Here is an 18,304-nt window from a genome sequence, read left to right on the forward strand (position 1 = left end):
TGCGACCGGGCGTGACCTAGGGACGTTTTTTCCAGGGCCGGAAATCTCGGGTGCGGAAGCGCACGATACGCTGGTAGGCCCAAATATAGAACAGGATAAAGGCCAGGGCGAAGAGGACGAGCACCGAGGTATGTCGCCAGAAGAGGACCGCCGGCACGATGGAGACCATGGCCAGACACCACAGATACGGGGCCGTGGCGGCGTTGCGCCGGGTCAGATCCCGGGCCGCTTCCTTGCCTGCGGCCCAACGCACCAGGCGGCGGAAGATGAGGGAGTGCAGATGCAAGGCGTCCGGAAGCCCGGTGCTTCGCCGTTGCAATACACGGCGGCGGTACATGGAAAACACGGTCTCGAATACCGGGTACAATCCCACCAGCAGGCCGAACCACGGCGAGACTTGGGGGTTGCGCGCCACGAGCAGCACGGCGGCCTCGGCAAACCAGAATCCGGCAAGATACGCTCCCCCATCGCCCAGGAAGATGAGACCGCGGGGATAGTTCCACAGCCAAAACCCCCATAAGGCGCCCATCCCTGCCAGGGTCATGTTCCACACCAGGGCGTCTTCCACGAGGTAGGCCACGTACCCCAGGGCCGCCAGCATCAAGGCCGCCACCATGGAGGCCAGGCCGTTGAAGCCGTCGATGATGTTCACGGCATGGGCCACTCCGGCCACGGCAAAGACCGTAAAGGTCGTGGCAGCGGGCCCCCAGCCAAGAAGGGCGTCCACGCCGGGCACGTCCAGCCGCGGGAGCACGGCTCCTGCCCACCAGGCACCCAGCCCCGCAGCCACCATGGTGGCCAGCAGGCGGGGGAGCGCTCCCACTTTTTTGGAGATGTCCTCGGCAAGGCCCATGAGGAAGGCGGGAAGCGCTGCCACAAGCAGCATCCCCATCAGGCTGGATTCGTTGCTTCCGCGCGCAAGGAGCACCATCCACGCCGCCACCATGCCGCCGAGCAGCCCCACGCCCCCCACTCGGGGGACGCTGCCCACGTGAAATTTTTGCACCCCCTGGGTGCTGTCCGCGGTAAGGCGGCCGTGGAGGTGGCGCAGACGCACGATCCATAGCGTGATGGTGAAGGCAACCAAGAAGGCAACGATCAATACCTGCACGGGTCATTCTCCCGGTATCAGTGCACGCACCAAGACCGCATTGGCCCGGCGCACGTCGAAGCGCTCCTCGGCCAGGCGGCGGCTTTCCCGGCCCATGGGCTCGATCCATTGAGGCCCCTCCACAAAGCGCAGCATGGCCTGCGCCAGAGCCTGCGTATCCCGCGGCGGCACCAAAAAGCCGTTGCCGCCATGGATCACCGTTTCGCGGCAGCCGGGGGCGTCGGTGGTGATGACCGGGCGGCCCATGGCCATGGCTTCCTGCGTGCTGCGCGGCACACCCTCGCGGTAGTACGATGGCAGCACAAACACGCTGGTCTGCGCCAGCCACGGCCGCACGTCCACCGATCCGGGCCACTCCACGGTGCCGTCCTGCACGTACGGCTGCAGGTCATGTTCGTTCAGCGCCCCTGGATTGTCATCCAGCGGGCCAAGGAGCCAAAAGCGCGTGGCCGGGTACTTCTTTTTTACCTGCCGCGCGGCGGCCAAAAATTCCAGCACCCCTTTTTCCCGCAGCAGCCGGGCCACCATCGTGAAGGTGATGGGCTGCGTGTGCGGCGGGTGCATCGGCCATTGGTCGAGGGGCACACCAATGGGGCCTAACAGCAATATGCTCTGCGGGGCCAGGCCACAGCGCTGCTGCAACTCTTGGGCATCATCTGCGTTCAGTACTATTACTCGATGGGCCGCTCGGAATGCAGTCCGATACAAGAGCGAGAGCATCCATCCGAGCAGCAGTTGCCGCACTGACCGCGTGTTTGGGCCACATTGGGTAAAAGCGTACCCCATGCCTTCCACCATGACCACCCGTCGGGGAATGCCCGCCCAAGCTGCCGCAAGCGTCCCCCACACATTGGGCTGCGCCGTAGAGGTGAGCAGCGCATCATAGGCGTTTTCCCGGAAAAGTTTTCTCAGGGCCAACAGTACCCGCAGATGGTGCATGGGATGCATGCTGCGGCGATCCAGCGGATAGGGAAGGCAGCGCGCGCTGAGCGCTTCCACGCGTGCGCGCTCCTCGGCCGACCAAGTAGGGGCCAAGACATCCACCGCACATCCCTGCCGAACCAGCTCCTCGATGAGCGGCAAGCGAAAGTGGATGACCGAATAGGCGGCGTTGCTCATGATCGCAACGCGGTATGGGGGTTTCATCGTCCTGACTCCAACCACGCCTCTGTACCGCCCTCAATTGATTGGACACCGATTTGCAGCTCATGCGGCCTTTCGGATGGCATGAGCCTGCCGGGCTTCTAGGGGGGACATGAATCCCAATTTTGCCAGACGCCAATGGCGATTGTAACGATCCCTGAACTCAGTAGCGGCCTGCCGCACCGCTTCGAGGTTGCGGAAGAGGCGGCCATGAATGGCCTGCTCCTTGAGCGTCCGATTGAAGCGCTCGACGCCTCCGTTGGTCTGAGGCTCGGCAACAAAGGCGAAGCTCTGATTGATCCCCCAGAACTCGATCTGCTTCAGGCGGTCCTCGGCCGTGTATTGCGTGCCGTGATCCATGCGCAGCTTGAGCCCCTTGCCGGCGTTGGCGCCGGTGCTGCCCAACTCGGAGTCAAGCCCCTGGGCGATCGGCTGCAATGCCGCAAAGCGATTGCCGATCTTCGCGACATGGATGCCGACACAGTAGGCATCGTAATGATCGACGGCAGAGAGCACCCATACCCAACCGTCTTCCACGGTCTGGATGCGAATCCCGTCGGTGCCCCACATCAGATTCGGCGCCGTGGCCTGAATCGAACCTTCGTGAGCAGAGGGCGCGCCCTGTCGCACCCGATGGGGCGAGAGCAAGCCGTTCTCTCGCATCAGACGGCAAACGCGATCCTTGGATACCCGGATACCAGAAAGGATACGCAGCCGCGCCCACGCCTTGCGATGGCCCTCACCGACGAAGGGCGAAGCCTTGAGGTCAGCATGGATGGCTGCCAGGAGATCGGCGTCGGAAATTTTTGGCTTCGGGCCGCGCCGCGCCGGATGCAGCGGGACCACCTTGGCGGTCTCCCTGGCCTGCTGGGCGTAAAGGGTCGAGCGGGGGAACCCCAGTACCCGGCAACCCCGCTCAAGGCCATAGGGCTTGCCGGTGCTTGGCGAGGTCTCGCGGCTCATCGCGACGACCTCCTGCCGGCTAAAGGGCGGCGCACCTCTCTTTTCTTGCGCAGCATCTTGAATTCCATCTCCAACTCGCCGATGCGCCGGTTGGCATCATCGAGTCGCTTCTCGATCGGGTCATTCTCCCGTTCCTTGAGACCGGCATCCATGCCGGCCAAAGCACGGTCGCGCCACTGCTCCAGTCGAAAGATCGGCATGCCCAGCTCCCGTGACAGAGCATCGACCGATTCGCCGCGCAACAGGCGCAGCACGACTTGCTTCTTGCGCTCCACTGACCAACGCTTGATCTCGGCCACCGCGCTGGGCGCGCTTGCAGTCGCGCGACGCGCACCAATCAGCGCACCCAGCGCAACCCCGCCATCCTTCATCTCATTCAGCATTTCTCGCTCCATTCTCAGACACGTCTATTTACCCCAATTTTGTGTCCAAAAGAATTGTGGACGGATCAGCAGATGAACAACTTTCAAAGTGCAATGTAATTATATTGTGCCAATAATTTGCACCAACGCCATAACCTTTTATAATGTTTAATAAACCGTAAAAACATCAAAAACGTCTGCAATATTAATCTACCTGAAACTTCAACCTGTACTCGATATAACTCTGTTATAGACCCCAAAGAATCTCGGCCACTAGTGCCGCCAATATCAAAAACACCTGCAACAAAATTCAGCTCATTTATCGTTGCACCGGTCCGTACTCCACGCAAAATAAAGAGCTGGTCAGCTGCGATAGGAAATCTCCTGGAATAATAGCCTACAGAATCATGTAAGGATTTTTTAATAAGTGTTCCAACAGTATGCCCGCTGACATAGGCGGATAGTCCATATAGCCATTCCCATCGCCTCCCTTTTGGCCTGGTTATACCACGCCCTATTTGGATTTTGGCTGTCACAAAATCGGCTTGACTTTCCGCCGCCGCCTCCTTGTAGCGCGCTATTGCATCGGGAAAAAGCACATCATCAGCACCAAGCACAATGTAGTATTCGCCTTGCGCCAATTTGACTGCGCGGTTGAGCGCGTCATAAATACCAAAATCCGGGCGCGAATCGACGACGACATTCTTGAGCCGCGCCTTGGCTTGCTCCAATAACGCCAGCGTGCCGTCGGTCGACGCGCCATCAGCCACTACCCACTCGAAATCAGCATCGGTTTGCGCGGCGAGCGCATCGATCAGACGCGGCAAGTGCGCTGCAGCGTTGTAGGTCGCAGTGACGACGGAAATGCTCACCTTATTCATAGCTGAAATACCTGGCATGGATTCTCCTCGCTTGCCTTGCCGTAAGCCACCGTTCTGGCTGGTTGTCCCCTAGTATTTCCTTTCTCACCACTCCCCGGCGTTGACGAATCTGGTTTTCCGATGGCTCGTTGTTTCCCTTTTCTTGCAACTGGCGTATCAGCAACGCCGTCTCCAATTCATAAAAAGCTTCCACAAACTTAGCCAGATCGATCACCGCCTTGCGATGCAGGGCGACAATCAAGACGCTCGCTCCACCAATCGCAGCTGCGAATACCGTTGCAGCGGCATTGATGATTGCGGCGAGAATATCAACATTTGTTGTCATTGTGCGCTCTCCTAACCATCTTTTTACTCAGTCTAGTGCGCAGGCACGCAAGTTGCCATATCCAAGGCTTTGCGTGCACAGTCCAGTACTTGTTCGACACTCACAGCGCTAATACACGGCACTGGGCCACCAGCATCGTGGGGCTGTGTGCAGCGCCAATTGCAGCCAAAGCATGACATCAACCGAGCCGCAACAACGGGCTTGATACCATCTAGTTGCTCAGGATAGGGCATAAATCGTCCATAATGCCCACCGCCCAGAATACATACCGCTGGCGTAGAAACTGCGGCTGCAATGTGTACAGCGGAAGTTTCATTGGCGATTAACAATCGAGCGTCACGAATCAAATCAGCCAGTTCGATTAAGTTTGTCCGACCAGCCAGGTTAAGCCCCCATCCAGAGATCCCATCCAAAATATTCTGGCAAACTGTCCATTCGTTTTTAGCCCCACACAAAACGACTTGCCAACCAAACTGAACGCACAGCGATTGAGCAACTTGAACAAAGTGCCTTGTTGGCCACATTCTGCCCTTCCATGATGCACCGGGAAACAAAATGAAATACGGTTTTCTAGGCTGGAGTTCGCTACGCAGGACCGCCTGGTAATTCCAACGCGGCAAACTGGCACTAAACGCCCGACCCGACAAATGTCTGATGAATTCGGCATTTCTATCTAACTCCATCAGCGGTTCTTTATTTGCGGGAAGCAATCTGGTGTACCAGCGATCACTTATTCTTTTGTCTTGGACGTCAATATTTGAGAGATCACCAATGGAGCCAATCCGATGATTCGCCCGACTTACCCGAACGATGCTATCCCCTATTAAGAAAACTCTCGAGAACGTAGGTTGGATGGCAATCTCAAAGTTTGCCTTACTCACTTTATGAATGAGGAAAAACCGATAAAACAGATTCCACACAAACGCCTTTACATCAACAGGCCATACCTCATCCCAATAGGGTAGAACTTGCGCCATTTCTGCCCAGGCTGCATTGGCAATCAACGTGATCCTTTGCTCAGGATAAATTCGACGAAATTCTTTAGCGCTGTCTAGGCAAATAATAAAATCGCCGATCGCATCCAATCGAATGAGAGCGACCCCAGACTTTGGACGGCTACAAGCCAGAGAGGATGCTACCTTGTCCAGGCCGGTGAACAGGCGTTTTCGGCATTTTTTCAATAATTGGATTAGTAACTTCACAATTCTTAAAATAAAGCGTATTGGCTAACCAGCGTTATTTACGAGCTATCACTTTTATCTCATAGGAGAATATCTGCGGAGTCGGCGCGTGGAAGGCGCTTCCAGTCACCTTATTCCAGAATGCGTAGTTGAAACGATAGATACTCAACAAAATCTTTCTCGCGACTCGGACCAGTGGTTTCACACCTAACGTGCAATCCACATCAAGAAATTCGACACTGGTATATCCCGCAGCACGCAGCACATAGTAAAGGCTGCCAGCAGTAAACAGTGTCTCATGCGTAAAGTCTTCGTATGCCCAATAACACCCTGTGTTTGACTGTGCATTCGGCACCATAATGATTACCCATCCCTGGGGTTTCAGCAGGTCACGTATCTTTTTTAGCAGAGAAATAATATCCTTCTTCGGGAAGTGTTCAAGTATATGGCTCATGATCACCAAGTCGTACTTGCTCTTACTAGCTTCGTAAAAGACCGTTTCTACGGATAGATCATGTACAACGATGGAACGACTGCGTAAATGAGCGATCGCTGCTGGATTGATATCCGCTCCCTCGACATTTTCGTACCCGGCCTCTTTTAAGGCGATAAGCAATTGACCGAATCCACAGCCAAAATCAAGGATTGCCGCACCCTTATCGAATGATGCCAGTGTAGAGCTCAAATAAACAGGAAGTCTGTAATTTTCATACATTGACGGGGTTACATTTCGCCAAGCGAAGTAGTCGTTTTGTTCCATGGAAACCTCTTTTCACTTACGTTGGGCAACTTTGACTGCGACGCAGCATCAGGCGATGATCGTCCATCGTTTTCGAACCGAGACGGCGACGAATCCACCAAGGCGCAATACGCGATGCCCAGCGACTGGTGGCGCACTTCAATAAAGTTGCATTAATCAACTTTCTGGAAAGCACATGAAGGCCATTTGCGCTGGCGAAATGAAGACCCAAATGCCGCCCTAATATTTTAAGCGTGCGCCGCTGAAAAAAACCGATATGCTGGCCCGTTTCGAATGCATAGTACCACCACTCATCCGGCTTTGGCGGTGCGCCCTCGTAAAGCTCGGTTGTGAAAATCAACGTTTGTGCACCAGAAAACGCTAGCGTTTCTTCAATGAATGCAGCCGGATCGGTCAAATGCTCCATTACTTCTATCGCAGTAACCGCGGTACATGGCCCCAGCACCGGACTATACTCGAAGCCGCGAGCCAGCAGGTTGTCGCAGTATTTGTCGGCCCAGTAAAAGTCGAAACCTAAGTCGCGCATGAGGCGGGTCAGCATACCGTAGCCACCCGCGGCATCCAAGTAACGGCCCGTGCCACGTTCCTGCAGCACCCAATACAGCACCCCGGCCAATTTGGAGGCGATAGAAAGGTTTCTCATGACCAGCCCGGTGTCAGCAGCAGCGATGGCAGAGGTATAGGCTTCGTCTAGCCAATTTGGGTCGCGGGCACACAGGAAGCCACAGTTGTCGCAGACTTCGTAGCTAGCTTGATATTTGGACAGCACCGTCGCGGTGAAACTGAATTTCATCTCCCCTTCACAAACAGGACAACGCATATCTCGGAACCTCTTTACCAAATCTAACCTCGGATGATCCTGTCACCACCATGATGTCGCATCCCGGACGATCATATACTACCCTCGCACCTCGGTTACCTGCTCGCGCGCAGAGTTCTGGCCGAGCTGTCGGGTGCGCGCCACAGCAGCAAGGACGTCTTATACCGGGAGTCCAACGAATAATCACACGCCTGTACGAGTGCACCCACACCACACCGCACGTGCGCGCCGAAATTTCCGACAGAAACTACCCCATTGCCACGCTGGCGCAGCGCTAGAGTGTGTCGCCCATAACGGGTTTCAATTGGAGGCACCGCACCGACTTCGTGGACCGTCCTCACGCGGAGCACCGGCCTCAGACAACGCGCACGCCGGCGCAGGAGGCCATCGTCGTGGAACTGCGCAAGACCTTGTTGCTCTCGCTCGATGGCTTGCTGACCGTCATCCGCGAGTTCATCAATCCCGATGTGTCGCGCTCCGGGCTGGATCGCTGCTTGCGCCGCCATAGCTTGCGCAACCTCAGAACGCTGCGGCCGGAAGCGAGTATGCCTGCGCACTACCCGTTTGCGGCGAATAAGCCAGAGTTTGTGCACATCGATCTCAAGTACCTCCCCCCGATGACCGGTGAGTTCTCGCTCCGCTACCTGTTCGTGGCCATCGACCGTGCCACGCGCTGGGTGTTCGTGCAGGTCAAGCCCGCCAAGACCGCTCGTAAGGTACGGGCGTTTCTCGCTGCCCTCATCCGGGCCTGTCCCACCCGGATCCACATCATTCTCACCGACAACGGCAAGGCGTTCACAAACCGCTTTGTCACCACCGCCGAGCGAATGCCCAGCGGGCAGCACGTCTTTGATGCGTTGTGCGCGACCCTGGGCATCAAGCATCGGCTCACCCGGGTGCATAGGCACCAGACCAACGAGATGATGGAGCGCTTCAACGACAGCATCGAAGAAGTGCGGTGAAGCCGCCATTTCGTCAGCAGTGAGGATTTGAAGCAGACTCTGCTGCGCTTCGCTTGTCTGTATAACCACCATCTACCCCACGCCGCACTCGACGCCCGCACGCCGGTTTGAGCCATGAAGGACTGGCATCGCACGCATCCTCGTCTGTTTCACAAAAAGCCAAATGATCGGCCGGAACTTGACACATAGAGCAGAACAGGTGCAAACTTGTTAAGGACACTCTGCAAAACCCCTCCCCTCCGGCAAAATAGCAGCGGGAAGACGCGAGACACCACGGATGCTGCCATGATGAAGCAGATGAGCCTTGCCGGTGCTGGATTCGAACGCAAGACCAAACGCTCGCGCAAGCGCGGGTTCCTTGACCAGATGGAGCGTGTGATGCCGTGGGGTGAGCTTGAGGCGCTGATTGCGCCGTACATGCCTGCGCCTGGCCCCAATGGCGGACGCCCCCCGTATTCGGTGTCGGTGCTCTTGCGCATCCACTTTTTGCAGCAGTAGTTCAACCTCTCGGACCCGGCGATGGAAGAGACTCTCTATGACACGCCCATGTTTCGCGAGTTCGCGGGGCTCGACATCGGGAAAGATGCGCTGTCCGATGAAACCACCATCTTGCGTTTCCGACACCTGTTGGAGAAGCACGACCTGGCGCGCAAGATGCTCGACGTGGTCAACGCTGTGCTGCTCGAGCACGGGCTCATGCTGCGCCAAGGCACGGTGGTGGACGCCACCTTGATTGCGGCACCGAGCTCGACCAAGAACCGCACACGCAGCCGCGACCCCGAGATGCTCCAAACTAGAAAGGGCAACCAGTGGTACTTTGGCATGAAGGCCCACATCGGGGTGGATGCCGACTCGGGTCTGGTGCACACGGTGGTGGGCACTGCTGCCAACGTCAGCGACGTCACGCAAGCGAGCCAACTGCTCCACGGTCAGGAGTGTGACGTCTTTGCCGATGCGGGCTACCAGGGTGTGGACAAGCGCAAAGAGGTCCAGGGCAAACACGTCAACTGGCACGTGGCCATGCGTCTTGGCAAGCGCCGTGCGCTGGAAGCCAAGAGCCCGATGGGAGCGGTGCTCGCTGAGCTCGAGCGCATCAAGGCTTGCATTCGTGCCAAGGCCGAGCATCCCTTTCACATCGTCAAGAACCTCTTTGGCTACCGCAAGACGCACTATCGCGGGCTGGCCAAGAACAGCGCGCAGCTCATGACGCTGTTTGCCTTGGCCAACCTGTGGCTGGCGCGCAAGCGACTGCTCAACATGGTGCCCCAGGGATAAGTGCGCCCGCAGGGGGCCAAAAGTGGGCCCCAAAGGAGCCCGCTGGTCCCCCAAAGGCTGTCTCATACCCGGCTGTAGGGTTTCAAGTCGCCGCAATCGATCCCCAAATGCCATCATGTGAAACCTCGGCGACTCGCGGTGTCCGCAGCAGTTGTTGTGCAGATGTTTCTTAATAATATCGAAGGACATTAGTTGCTATCCAAAATATTTTGAATACACTCTTTTAATCTTCTATAATATAAATCTTGCGAATGATTTGTTTTTACAAATTGCAGATTATTATATTGCAATTCCTTAATTTTATTAGTCGACAAAAGCATAGAATGTTTGATTGCCTTATCAACACTTTCGTAATCAAAGCCCTCAATCCAAATTTCGTAACCTGTTTTTATAGTTGTTTCTTTAGTAATGATAGGAATCAGACCCCCGTTCCCCACAGCAGTCAATACAGATGGCGCCCCCCCCTCAGAGCATGAAGGAAAAATGACAAACGAACATAACGATAGAATATCATGAAACTCTTTATTTGTTATATCAATAAATCCATGGACTCTTACATTAGGCGACTCAAAAAGCTCTTTTTTATACGCATCTACAAACTCCTTCTCATTTCCGATCGGGCCACATACGTGAAGAATAATATCTTGATTTCGAGAAAAATAGTCGAGACAAAGATCTAAACCTTTGTGAATTAAACCCGAACTCCCAAACCATAAATAGTGCCGCCTCGAAGAATCTTTCCTGTTTCTTATTATATTTTCCCCATCTTGTGTTTCGTAAAAAGGAGCTGGAAGCGCATGGACTATACCATCGTAATATTTTCTATAGCTATTTGCACATACTTCATTGCCAAGCGCTATTATTCCATCAACCAGAACTGTTTGATGAGTCCAAGTCTTTTCCACAAACCTAGCCGACTTTCCAAGCCACACCCCTTTTTTTAAATAGACATCCTTTACGCGCTTTAATGAAATGTTATTTTGATGGCAAACATGCATTCCCGTCCCATAATATATGGTTCGAATCCTTCTATTACCACTTAATTCAAACACCCTCTGAAAAACATCTCCGAAACCACATATCAAATCATATTTAGCTAAATCAATTTTTTTTGTGCATCTATAATCTATAATATCTACATTAAATCCAAGATCGTCAAGAATTTTTGACCAACATTGAGCTTCAAAAAAATTTGTGTGCAAAAAAGGGTGTTTGTTTTTCTTAAACGGCGCTAAGATATAGGACAATAACGCATTTTTTTTGTGCGCCCTTTCCCAGTAATTCTTCACAATTCGATTATTGTTGTAACTCACAATAATTTCTTTTATTTTTTTAAGGATCAATTTTTTAACGTTTTCCATAGAATTTTTAAAGACAATGAATCAAGAATTAATTTCAGCATTCTTTTGTCGCGAAAACCAAATATGCAATATACAATCAACAAGGAACTCAATAACGCATAAATCGCTCCAGCCACTCCAAATTTATGTATTAGAAAATAATTAAAAATTATATTTAATAATGCCACACACCAATGAAATAACATGATTCGTTTAGCTTTGTTTTCTATTATCATCCAATAATTCCAAACGGAATTAAAAAAAATAAGCAAATTGACTGCTGCCATTGAACTCACTAATTGAGCAGCGTCTGCATACCTTTCGCTATACACCATTTGGATTATGACTTCACCGAGACTTACGTATATAAAAAAAATTGCTATTGCAAGCCAAACTAATAGAGTTGATACAAAAAGAAGAGCGTCGTAAAATAATTTCAAGTTTTGGTGTTTTTTTACCAACCAAGGCATCAAAGAATATAAAACCAATCCTGGCAAAAAATACCACAACGTCACCAGACGATAAGCTGAATTGTAGACACCAACACCAAAATCGCCTATTATTTCCTTAATCATTACACTATCGATGTTTGAAAATACGACGAACGAGAAACCCCCGAGCATTAAAGGCAATGCGTCTTTCAAAATTGCTCTAGCCGTATTCAGATTAAATCTCCAATTTCGGATACTTAGTTTTACATAGTTGCATGTATAAAACCAAACGTACCCTATTGCCAACAAAAAACCATCAAACACCACGGTCCATACAAAAGCTATTAAAGGCGCTTCAAAAAGTATAAGCGATACTTTTGTAGCGCTTGAGATCATAAGCGCGACTGCATTTGCGTATGTGATGTATTTTCCCATCACCTTACTCTGAAAGTACATATCAATAACATTAAAACTTTGAAATATTGTGCCCAATGCGATAATAAAAACCAAAGTGTTTGTGTCTGTGTCATTTGAAGTTAAGTTCACCGCTATAGAAAGCAAGATTAGCAGAGTAACAGCTCCGATGATTTTGAGCCAAAACGCCGTACCGAGAAGCTCGTCTCGTCTGCTCTCTTCTTTGACAAGCTCACGAACAACGATATTGTCAAGACCAAGAGAGGCAATTGGCGTAAAAAGCGCTACAAAACTTTGTGCATAGCTGAATAACCCATACCGCTCAGGACCAAGATATCGAGCCACCAAAACCCCTACAAAAAACCCTAATATCATTCGAAGAACTTTTTCTGCAAAAAGCCAGTTGGTATTAACAGCATAGCGGCGGAAATCTGGATGGGATGTAAATCGCGAGACATAAGAAGACAAACTTAAGAAACGATATCTGAGACGCAGAAAACCCTTACACAGCAAGTTTCTTGGCATCTGTCGCTGATGGGGCAGCAGTCCGTCACCACGCATTTTTATAAGCCTTGACAAGGCCAGCCGCTAAATCGTGTTTCGCCTGCCAGCCCATCGCAGTGATCCGCGAAACATCCAGCACCTTCCTTGGCGTGCCATCGGGCTTGCTTGCGTCGAACACGATTTCCCCCTCATAGCCCACCACCTGGCGCACGAGTTCGGCAAGTTCGCGGATGGTGATGTCCGTGCCAGTACCGATGTTTACCAAAGGGGCAAGGGGCAAAGTACAAGGTTCTAGGGAGGGGGCGGGCCTGAGGAGTTGGTCGAATTGGTCGTCTGGTAGATTCATGAGGTAGATGCAGGCGTCGGCCATGTCGTCGTTGTAGAGGAATTCGCGCCGGGGGGTTCCAGTTCCCCAAAGCACAACCCGTGGTGGTCTGCCTTCGAAACAAGTAGCATAGAGGTCGGGCTTGATGTCTTCCGGAATAGGACCGTGGCGACGCTCATCGGCTTCGATGGCCGGCCAGTTTTTTTCCATGGCGAGTTTGGCCAGGTGGAATTTGCGCAGCATGGCCGGGATGACGTGGCTGTTCATGAGGTCGTAGTTGTCGCCCGGGCCGTAGAGGTTGGTGGGCATGACGGCAAGGAAACGCGTCCCATACTGCCGGTTGTAGGCCCAGCACATTTCGATGCCGGCAATCTTGGCCACGGCGTAGGGCCGGTTGGTAGGCTCCAGCAGCCCGGTGAGAAGGTATTCCTCCTTGATCGGTTGCGGGCAGTCGCGCGGGTAGATGCAGGAGGAGCCCAGGAACAGCAGACGCTTGACGCCATATTGCCAGGCAGCGTGGATGACGTTGGTCTGGATGGCTAGGTTCTGGTGGATGAACTCCGCCGGATACGTGTTGTTGGCGTAAATGCCCCCCACTTTCGCCGCGGCTAAGAAGACATATTCCGGCCGCTCGGCGGCGAAGAAGGCTTCCACGTCCGCCTGGCGGGTGAGGTCAAGTTCCGCGTGGGTGCGGGTGAGCAGGTTCGTATAGCCCCGCGCTGTGAGCTGGCGCATGAGGGCGGAGCCCACCAGTCCGCGGTGGCCGGCCACATAGATACGCGCGTCAATGGGCATGGCGTTGTCGGTCTGCATGGAGCTCACTCCTGGCGGTTTGGCACCGTGTGGCCATGGGCGCGCATGAGCTGCTCACGCTGTGCCTCTTTCAGGTCCGCCTGCACCATTTCCCTGACCAACTCGTTGAATGTCACGCGCGGGTGCCATCCGAGTTTTTCCCGCGCCTTCCTGGCATCACCCAGCAATGTTTCGACCTCGGTGGGGCGGAAGTAGCGCGGATCCACGGCGACGATGCAGCGGCCTTGGGGGTCAATGCCTTTTTCCTCCACACCCTTGCCTTCCCAACGGATTTCAATACCCAGTTCTTGCGCGGCGGCGTTGACGAAGTCCCGCACGCTGTATTGCACCCCGGTGGCGATGACGAAGTCTTCCGGCTGCGGCTGCTGCAACATGAGCCACATGGCTTCAACGTAATCCCGGGCATGCCCCCAGTCCCGTTTGGCGTCGAGGTTGCCCAGGTAGAGGCAGTCCTGCAGCCCGAGTTTGATGCGTGCCAGCGCCCGGGTGATCTTGCGCGTGACGAAGGTTTCGCCGCGGATGGGCGATTCGTGGTTGAAGAGGATACCGTTACACGCGTAGATTCCGTAGGCTTCACGGTAATTGACGGTGATCCAGTAGGCGTAGAGCTTGGCGGCGGCGTAGGGACTACGCGGGTAGAAGGGCGTGGTCTCGCGCTGAGGGATTTCCTGCACCTTGCCGAAGAGCTCCGAGGTGGAAGCCTGGTAGAAGCGTGTCTTGTTTGTCAGCCCCAGGGTGCGGATGGCCTCCAGGATGCGCAGCGTGCCCAGGGCGTCGGCGTTGGCGGTGTATTCCGGCTCCTCGAAGGAGACGGCTACATGGCTTTGCGCGGCAAGGTTGTAGATTTCGTCCGGCTGTACCTTCTGGATGATGTGCATGAGGCTGGAGGAATCCGTCATGTCGCCGTGGTGCAGGAAAAAGCGCACACCCGGCTCGTGCGGGTCGCGGTAGAGGTGGTCGATGCGCTGGGTGTTGAAGAGGCTGGTGCGGCGCTTGATGCCGTGGACTTCATACCCTTTGGCGAGCAGGAATTCGGCGAGGTAGGCGCCATCCTGGCCGGTGATGCCGGTAATGAGCGCTTTTTTCACGCTATGTCTTCCTTCCATATTGGTCTTCGATACGGACGATATCGTCTTCACCAAGATATTCGCCACATTGCACTTCGATCATGATCAGCGGGATTGTACCGGGGTTCATAAGACGGTGCAATTGCCCGGCAGGAATATAGGTCGATTCGTTTGGCATTACGAAGAATTCTTGCGTGCCATTGATGACTTTTGCCATACCCGTGACGACAACCCAGTGTTCCGAGCGGTGGTGGTGTAATTGCAGGCTGAGGCTAGCATCCGGTTTGACCTCGATGCGTTTGATTTTGAAGCGCGGCCCTTCCTCAAGCACGGTATAGCTCCCCCACGGACGGAAAACGGTACGATGGACGCGGTACACGTGGTGGTTACGATACTTGAGGTATTGAACAATCCGTTTCACTTCCTGAGCTTTTTTCTTGTGTGCAACGAGCGTGGCATCTGGGGTATCGACAATGATGAGGTCTTCAACGCCCACGGCAGCGACGAGATGCGCTTCGCTTTGGACGAAGATATTGTGGCAGTCCAAAAGCACCGTCTCTCCGATGCTGCGGTTGCCCGCCTCGTCGGCTTGCGCTAGTATGGCCAATGCGTTCCAGGAGCCGATATCGCTCCAACCCAAGTCACAGGGAACCACCGCAACGTTTGCAGCCTTTTCCATCAGAGCATAGTCGATGGAGATGTCAGGCAATTCTCTAAACGGCGTTTTCGGGAGTTCAACCGGGTTTGCCGTTTTTTCGCTCTGCGCCCAAACGGTACGCGCAGCGGCAAGAAGTTCCGGACATGTCGTTTCCATCGCGGTAAGCAGCGCTTCCGCGGTAAAGCAGAACATGCCGGCATTCCAGTAGTAACGGCCAGCGGCGAGGTATTCGGCGGCGCGGGAAGCGTCCGGCTTTTCAACGAAGCGTAGCACCACCTTACCAGCGCCGTCATGCACGGGGAGGGAATCGCCCGCTTCGATGTAGCCAAAGCCGGTTTCTGGCGCGGGGAACTGTTGGACACCCACTTTATGCTCCTAAGGTTTCGATGGGAAAGAGGCAGGAGCATTGCAGCGCTTCTGTGGATTTCATGCCACCTCCCAGCCCACGATCTGGCGTCGGCTTGCGCTGAATTCCACGCCGACTTGCAGGAGCTGAGTGACTTCCGGTGCGGCCCGGTACTTGGCGGCATAGTCGCGGCCTATGAGCTGCGCCAGGGCTTCTCCGGTGGGGGCGTCGCCGTCCACCACCTTGAACTCGAAGAGCCATACGGTAGATCCGGCGCGTAGCATCAGGTCCAGCCGGCCCTGCAGCGAGGTGTCCTCCGCGGTCATGGGGAGCCCCAGGCTCGCCAGGTGGCTGTAGAACACGCTGGCGAAGTAGCCTTCGTACTGGGCGATGGGGCTTTTGCGGTACCAGTCCGTCGGGATGCTGGTATAGAGGCGCTGGAAGTGCTCGTGCAGGGCCGCTGCGTCGCCGGCGCGCAGGATGCGGAAGATCTCGCCCAGGCTTTGGCGGGGGCGCGAGGGAAGCCATGCCTGCTGGAGCGCCTCGTTGAGGGCCATGCGCACTTCGCGGTTGGGCACGCCCAATTGGTACTCTTTCACGCCGTCATAGTCGTGCACCCCGGTGAGGGTGAGGTACCCGGTCTGCCAGAGCAGGGCCTCGGGCTCGATGTGCTCCACATCGAAGGCGGAGAGCAGCTGCTCGCTGGCGTAGAGGCGCTCCAGCTGCGGGGTATAGAAGTGGTGGCGGGCCAGCCACTGCACAAGAAAGCGCGGGGTGGCGGTCTCGAACCACCAGGCACGGAACTCGCGCTCGGCAAAAAGGAGCAGCACATCGAAGGGGTTATACACCGATGTTTCGCTTCCCCAGCGGTAGCCGTTGTACCAGTCGCGCACCTGCTGGCGGGGAAGTGGAGTGCCTTCGGCCGCTGCCGCGGCGAATTCCGGGGCAAAGACCGTGTCCAGGTCGTCTTCGGTGTAACCGCAGATGGCGCTGAATTCTTCGGAAAGGGTGATATCGCGCAGGTTGTTGAGCCCGGAAAAGAGGCTCACCTTGCTGAATTTGGAGACCCCGGTCAAAAACACGAAGCGCAGATCCGCATCCCGGCCCTTGAGTACGGAGTAGAGATTGCGCAGACCCTCGCGCATCTCGGCGGCGATCTCCGGGTGGGTGAGGTTATCGAGGATGGGTTTGTCGTATTCGTCCACCAGGACCACGGTCCGCTCTCCAAAGCGTTCCGCCGCACCGATGATGATGTCCTCGAAAAAGCCGACGATGGTTTCCTTGGAAGAGGTCACCCCAAGCTGCGCCGCGGTATTGTGGAGTTGCTCCCAGATACGGGCCTCCAATTCCGCCCGGCTTTGGAGTTGGCCGGAGGCAAAGCTGATGCGCACCACCGGATGGCGCTTCTCCCAATCCCAATGATTTTCCAGGTACAGGCCGGTGAAGAGCGCGCGGTTTGCTGCAAAGGCCTCGGCCAGGGTGTCCAGGAACAGGGATTTGCCGAAGCGCCGGGGCCGGGAGAGGAAATAGTAGCCGCCATCCTCGGCCAGACGCGCCACGAACGGCGTTTTGTCCACGTAGTAGCAGTTTTCCTGGCGGATCTTGGCAAAGGTCTGGATGCCGATGGGCAGTTTCTTGCGCACCATAACCACCTCAGGCTCGCGTTCGGGGTCGGAAAGCTTGGGCATTTCCTGTACCTGCGCCCGATGGGGAAGTCAAAGTGGTTACCGACATCCAGTCGAAACTGGTGGATGTCTCTGAACAGACAGCTGGTGGTAGCGCCAAGCGGAGCGCCGTAGGGGTCGCTCCAAATCTCCGCTGCTGACGAAGTGGCGGCTTCTGGGCAAGTTCCCCTTGAGCATCCGCAACCCAGAAGGGCTGCAGGAAGTGGCCCGTATCCATGCCGAGGCGCTCAAGGCCGGGGTCCTGCGCTCGGGCTGGAGGCGCGAAGTTGGGAGACGAGAGAGAAGGGTTGTGCGGGGAGAGGGTTTTTGGATCAACGAGCAAGAACACGCCTTATCTTGTTATGTTTGTCCGGTACTCAGCGCCGAGGAATCCAGCGGCCAAGAGCAACTTTTCGCCAGAGCCCTTGACAGGGTTCCCGAATCTTCACTAGCCAGGTGGAAAGAAGTGGGAAAAAGTGGGAGGTACGGGTGTTTCGTGGCCATGCCCTACGAACTCAGGACGACAAAGGTCGCCTCATGCTGCCGCCGGAATTCCGGGACGAGGTGCTGCGGGTGTCGCCGGAGGGCGTGGTGGTGCTCACCAATTTCGACGATTGCGTGGCCGGATACCCCCTGCCGGAGTGGGAGGTCATTGAGCGCAGTTTTGCCCAGCTCAACATGGCCAACCGCCGTTTCCGCGACTTCCATCGGTTTTTTCTCTCCGGCGCGGTGCAGGTGACCTTGGACAAACAGGGCCGCCTCCTCATCCCACCGCATTTGCGCTCCTATGCAGGACTGCGCCGCGACATCGTCCTGGCCGGCGTGGGGCGCAAATTCGAGATCTGGGATCAGGAGCGCTTCGAGGCCCAGCGCCAGGCCATGCAGCAGGATTTCGACGCCGTCATGGATGAGCTTGCCCAGAATGGATTTCAACTGGCCCTCTAGGGCGATACGGGTGG

16 protein-coding genes and 2 pseudogenes are annotated in these 18,304 nt (G+C 55.1%); 3 read left to right on the forward strand and 15 right to left on the reverse strand.

Annotated features, from left to right (window positions below; genetic code table 11):
* Window positions 1–16: 16 nt before the first annotated feature.
* From QMF81_RS05010 to QMF81_RS05050, 9 genes are all read right to left on the reverse strand, one after another.
* Window positions 17–1,111 carry a glycosyltransferase gene (locus QMF81_RS05010; RefSeq protein WP_281752623.1) on the reverse strand — a complete coding sequence of 365 codons (1,095 nt, stop codon included), beginning with the start codon at window positions 1,109–1,111 and terminating at the stop codon, window positions 17–19.
* Window positions 1,112–1,114: 3 nt separating this feature from the next.
* Window positions 1,115–2,257: a glycosyltransferase family 4 protein gene (locus tag QMF81_RS05015; RefSeq protein ID WP_281752625.1), complete on the reverse strand. Its 1,143-nt coding sequence runs from the start codon at window positions 2,255–2,257 to the stop codon at window positions 1,115–1,117.
* A 60-nt stretch (window positions 2,258–2,317) separates the two neighbouring features.
* Complete coding sequence (locus QMF81_RS05020; protein ID WP_281752627.1) at window positions 2,318–3,217, reverse strand: integrase core domain-containing protein; 900 nt, start codon at window positions 3,215–3,217, stop codon at window positions 2,318–2,320.
* Complete coding sequence (locus QMF81_RS05025; protein WP_281752629.1) at window positions 3,214–3,600, reverse strand: transposase; 387 nt, start codon at window positions 3,598–3,600, stop codon at window positions 3,214–3,216. The genes QMF81_RS05020 and QMF81_RS05025 overlap by 4 nt, the downstream gene beginning before the upstream one ends.
* An 83-nt stretch (window positions 3,601–3,683) precedes the next feature.
* Entirely contained in the window at window positions 3,684–4,478 is a 795-nt protein-coding gene (locus tag QMF81_RS05030) for a glycosyltransferase (protein ID WP_281752630.1), read from the reverse strand.
* On the reverse strand, window positions 4,453–4,785 hold the full coding sequence (locus tag QMF81_RS05035; RefSeq protein ID WP_281752632.1) for a hypothetical protein: 333 nt from the start codon (window positions 4,783–4,785) through the stop codon (window positions 4,453–4,455). Before QMF81_RS05035 ends, QMF81_RS05030 begins: the two co-directional genes overlap by 26 nt.
* 32 nt (window positions 4,786–4,817) lie before the next feature.
* Complete coding sequence (locus tag QMF81_RS05040) at window positions 4,818–5,987, reverse strand: glycosyltransferase family 9 protein (protein WP_281752634.1); 1,170 nt, start codon at window positions 5,985–5,987, stop codon at window positions 4,818–4,820.
* Between the two features lie 34 nt (window positions 5,988–6,021).
* On the reverse strand, window positions 6,022–6,726 hold the full coding sequence (locus tag QMF81_RS05045) for a class I SAM-dependent methyltransferase (RefSeq protein WP_281752636.1): 705 nt from the start codon (window positions 6,724–6,726) through the stop codon (window positions 6,022–6,024).
* A gap of 16 nt (window positions 6,727–6,742) precedes the next feature.
* The gene (locus tag QMF81_RS05050; RefSeq protein ID WP_281752638.1) at window positions 6,743–7,546 is read right to left on the reverse strand and encodes a class I SAM-dependent methyltransferase; all 804 of its coding nucleotides are present in this window, start codon (window positions 7,544–7,546) and stop codon (window positions 6,743–6,745) included.
* A 179-nt stretch (window positions 7,547–7,725) separates the two neighbouring features.
* On the opposite strand from QMF81_RS05050, the pseudogene QMF81_RS05055 reads away from it, so the two are divergent.
* Together QMF81_RS05055 and QMF81_RS05060 are read left to right on the forward strand one after the other, a co-directional pair.
* Window positions 7,726–8,697: pseudogene (locus QMF81_RS05055) on the forward strand (DDE-type integrase/transposase/recombinase).
* Window positions 8,698–8,796: 99 nt separating this feature from the next.
* A pseudogene (locus tag QMF81_RS05060) lies at window positions 8,797–9,783 on the forward strand (IS5 family transposase).
* 188 nt (window positions 9,784–9,971) lie between these two features.
* Here the strand turns inward: QMF81_RS05060 and QMF81_RS05065 are convergent.
* The 6 genes from QMF81_RS05065 to QMF81_RS05090 are packed head-to-tail and all read right to left on the reverse strand — an operon-like array spanning window position 9,972 to window position 17,369.
* Window positions 9,972–11,144, reverse strand: a complete 1,173-nt coding sequence (locus tag QMF81_RS05065; protein WP_281752640.1) for a glycosyltransferase — start codon at window positions 11,142–11,144, stop codon at window positions 9,972–9,974.
* Window positions 11,123–12,529, reverse strand: coding sequence for a flippase (locus tag QMF81_RS05070; RefSeq protein ID WP_281752642.1), 1,407 nt, complete (start codon window positions 12,527–12,529; stop codon window positions 11,123–11,125). The genes QMF81_RS05065 and QMF81_RS05070 overlap by 22 nt, the downstream gene beginning before the upstream one ends.
* On the reverse strand, window positions 12,519–13,592 hold the full coding sequence (locus tag QMF81_RS05075; protein ID WP_281752933.1) for a GDP-L-fucose synthase: 1,074 nt from the start codon (window positions 13,590–13,592) through the stop codon (window positions 12,519–12,521). The genes QMF81_RS05070 and QMF81_RS05075 overlap by 11 nt, the downstream gene beginning before the upstream one ends.
* Before the next feature lie 23 nt (window positions 13,593–13,615).
* On the reverse strand, window positions 13,616–14,716 hold the full coding sequence (gene gmd / locus QMF81_RS05080; protein WP_281752644.1) for a GDP-mannose 4,6-dehydratase: 1,101 nt from the start codon (window positions 14,714–14,716) through the stop codon (window positions 13,616–13,618).
* The gene (locus QMF81_RS05085; protein WP_281752646.1) at window positions 14,700–15,701 is read right to left on the reverse strand and encodes a mannose-1-phosphate guanylyltransferase/mannose-6-phosphate isomerase; all 1,002 of its coding nucleotides are present in this window, start codon (window positions 15,699–15,701) and stop codon (window positions 14,700–14,702) included. Before QMF81_RS05085 ends, gmd begins: the two co-directional genes overlap by 17 nt.
* A 60-nt stretch (window positions 15,702–15,761) precedes the next feature.
* A complete protein-coding gene (locus QMF81_RS05090) occupies window positions 15,762–17,369 on the reverse strand; it encodes an ATP-binding protein (RefSeq protein WP_281752648.1) in 1,608 nt (535 codons plus the stop codon).
* A gap of 465 nt (window positions 17,370–17,834) precedes the next feature.
* On the opposite strand from QMF81_RS05090, the gene mraZ reads away from it, so the two are divergent.
* Window positions 17,835–18,290, forward strand: coding sequence for a division/cell wall cluster transcriptional repressor MraZ (gene mraZ, locus QMF81_RS05095; RefSeq protein ID WP_281752649.1), 456 nt, complete (start codon window positions 17,835–17,837; stop codon window positions 18,288–18,290).
* Window positions 18,291–18,304 lie beyond the last annotated feature (14 nt).

It is taken from the genome of Thermodesulfomicrobium sp. WS (assembly GCF_027925145.1).
GTDB lineage: Bacteria > Desulfobacterota > Desulfovibrionia > Desulfovibrionales > Desulfomicrobiaceae > Thermodesulfomicrobium.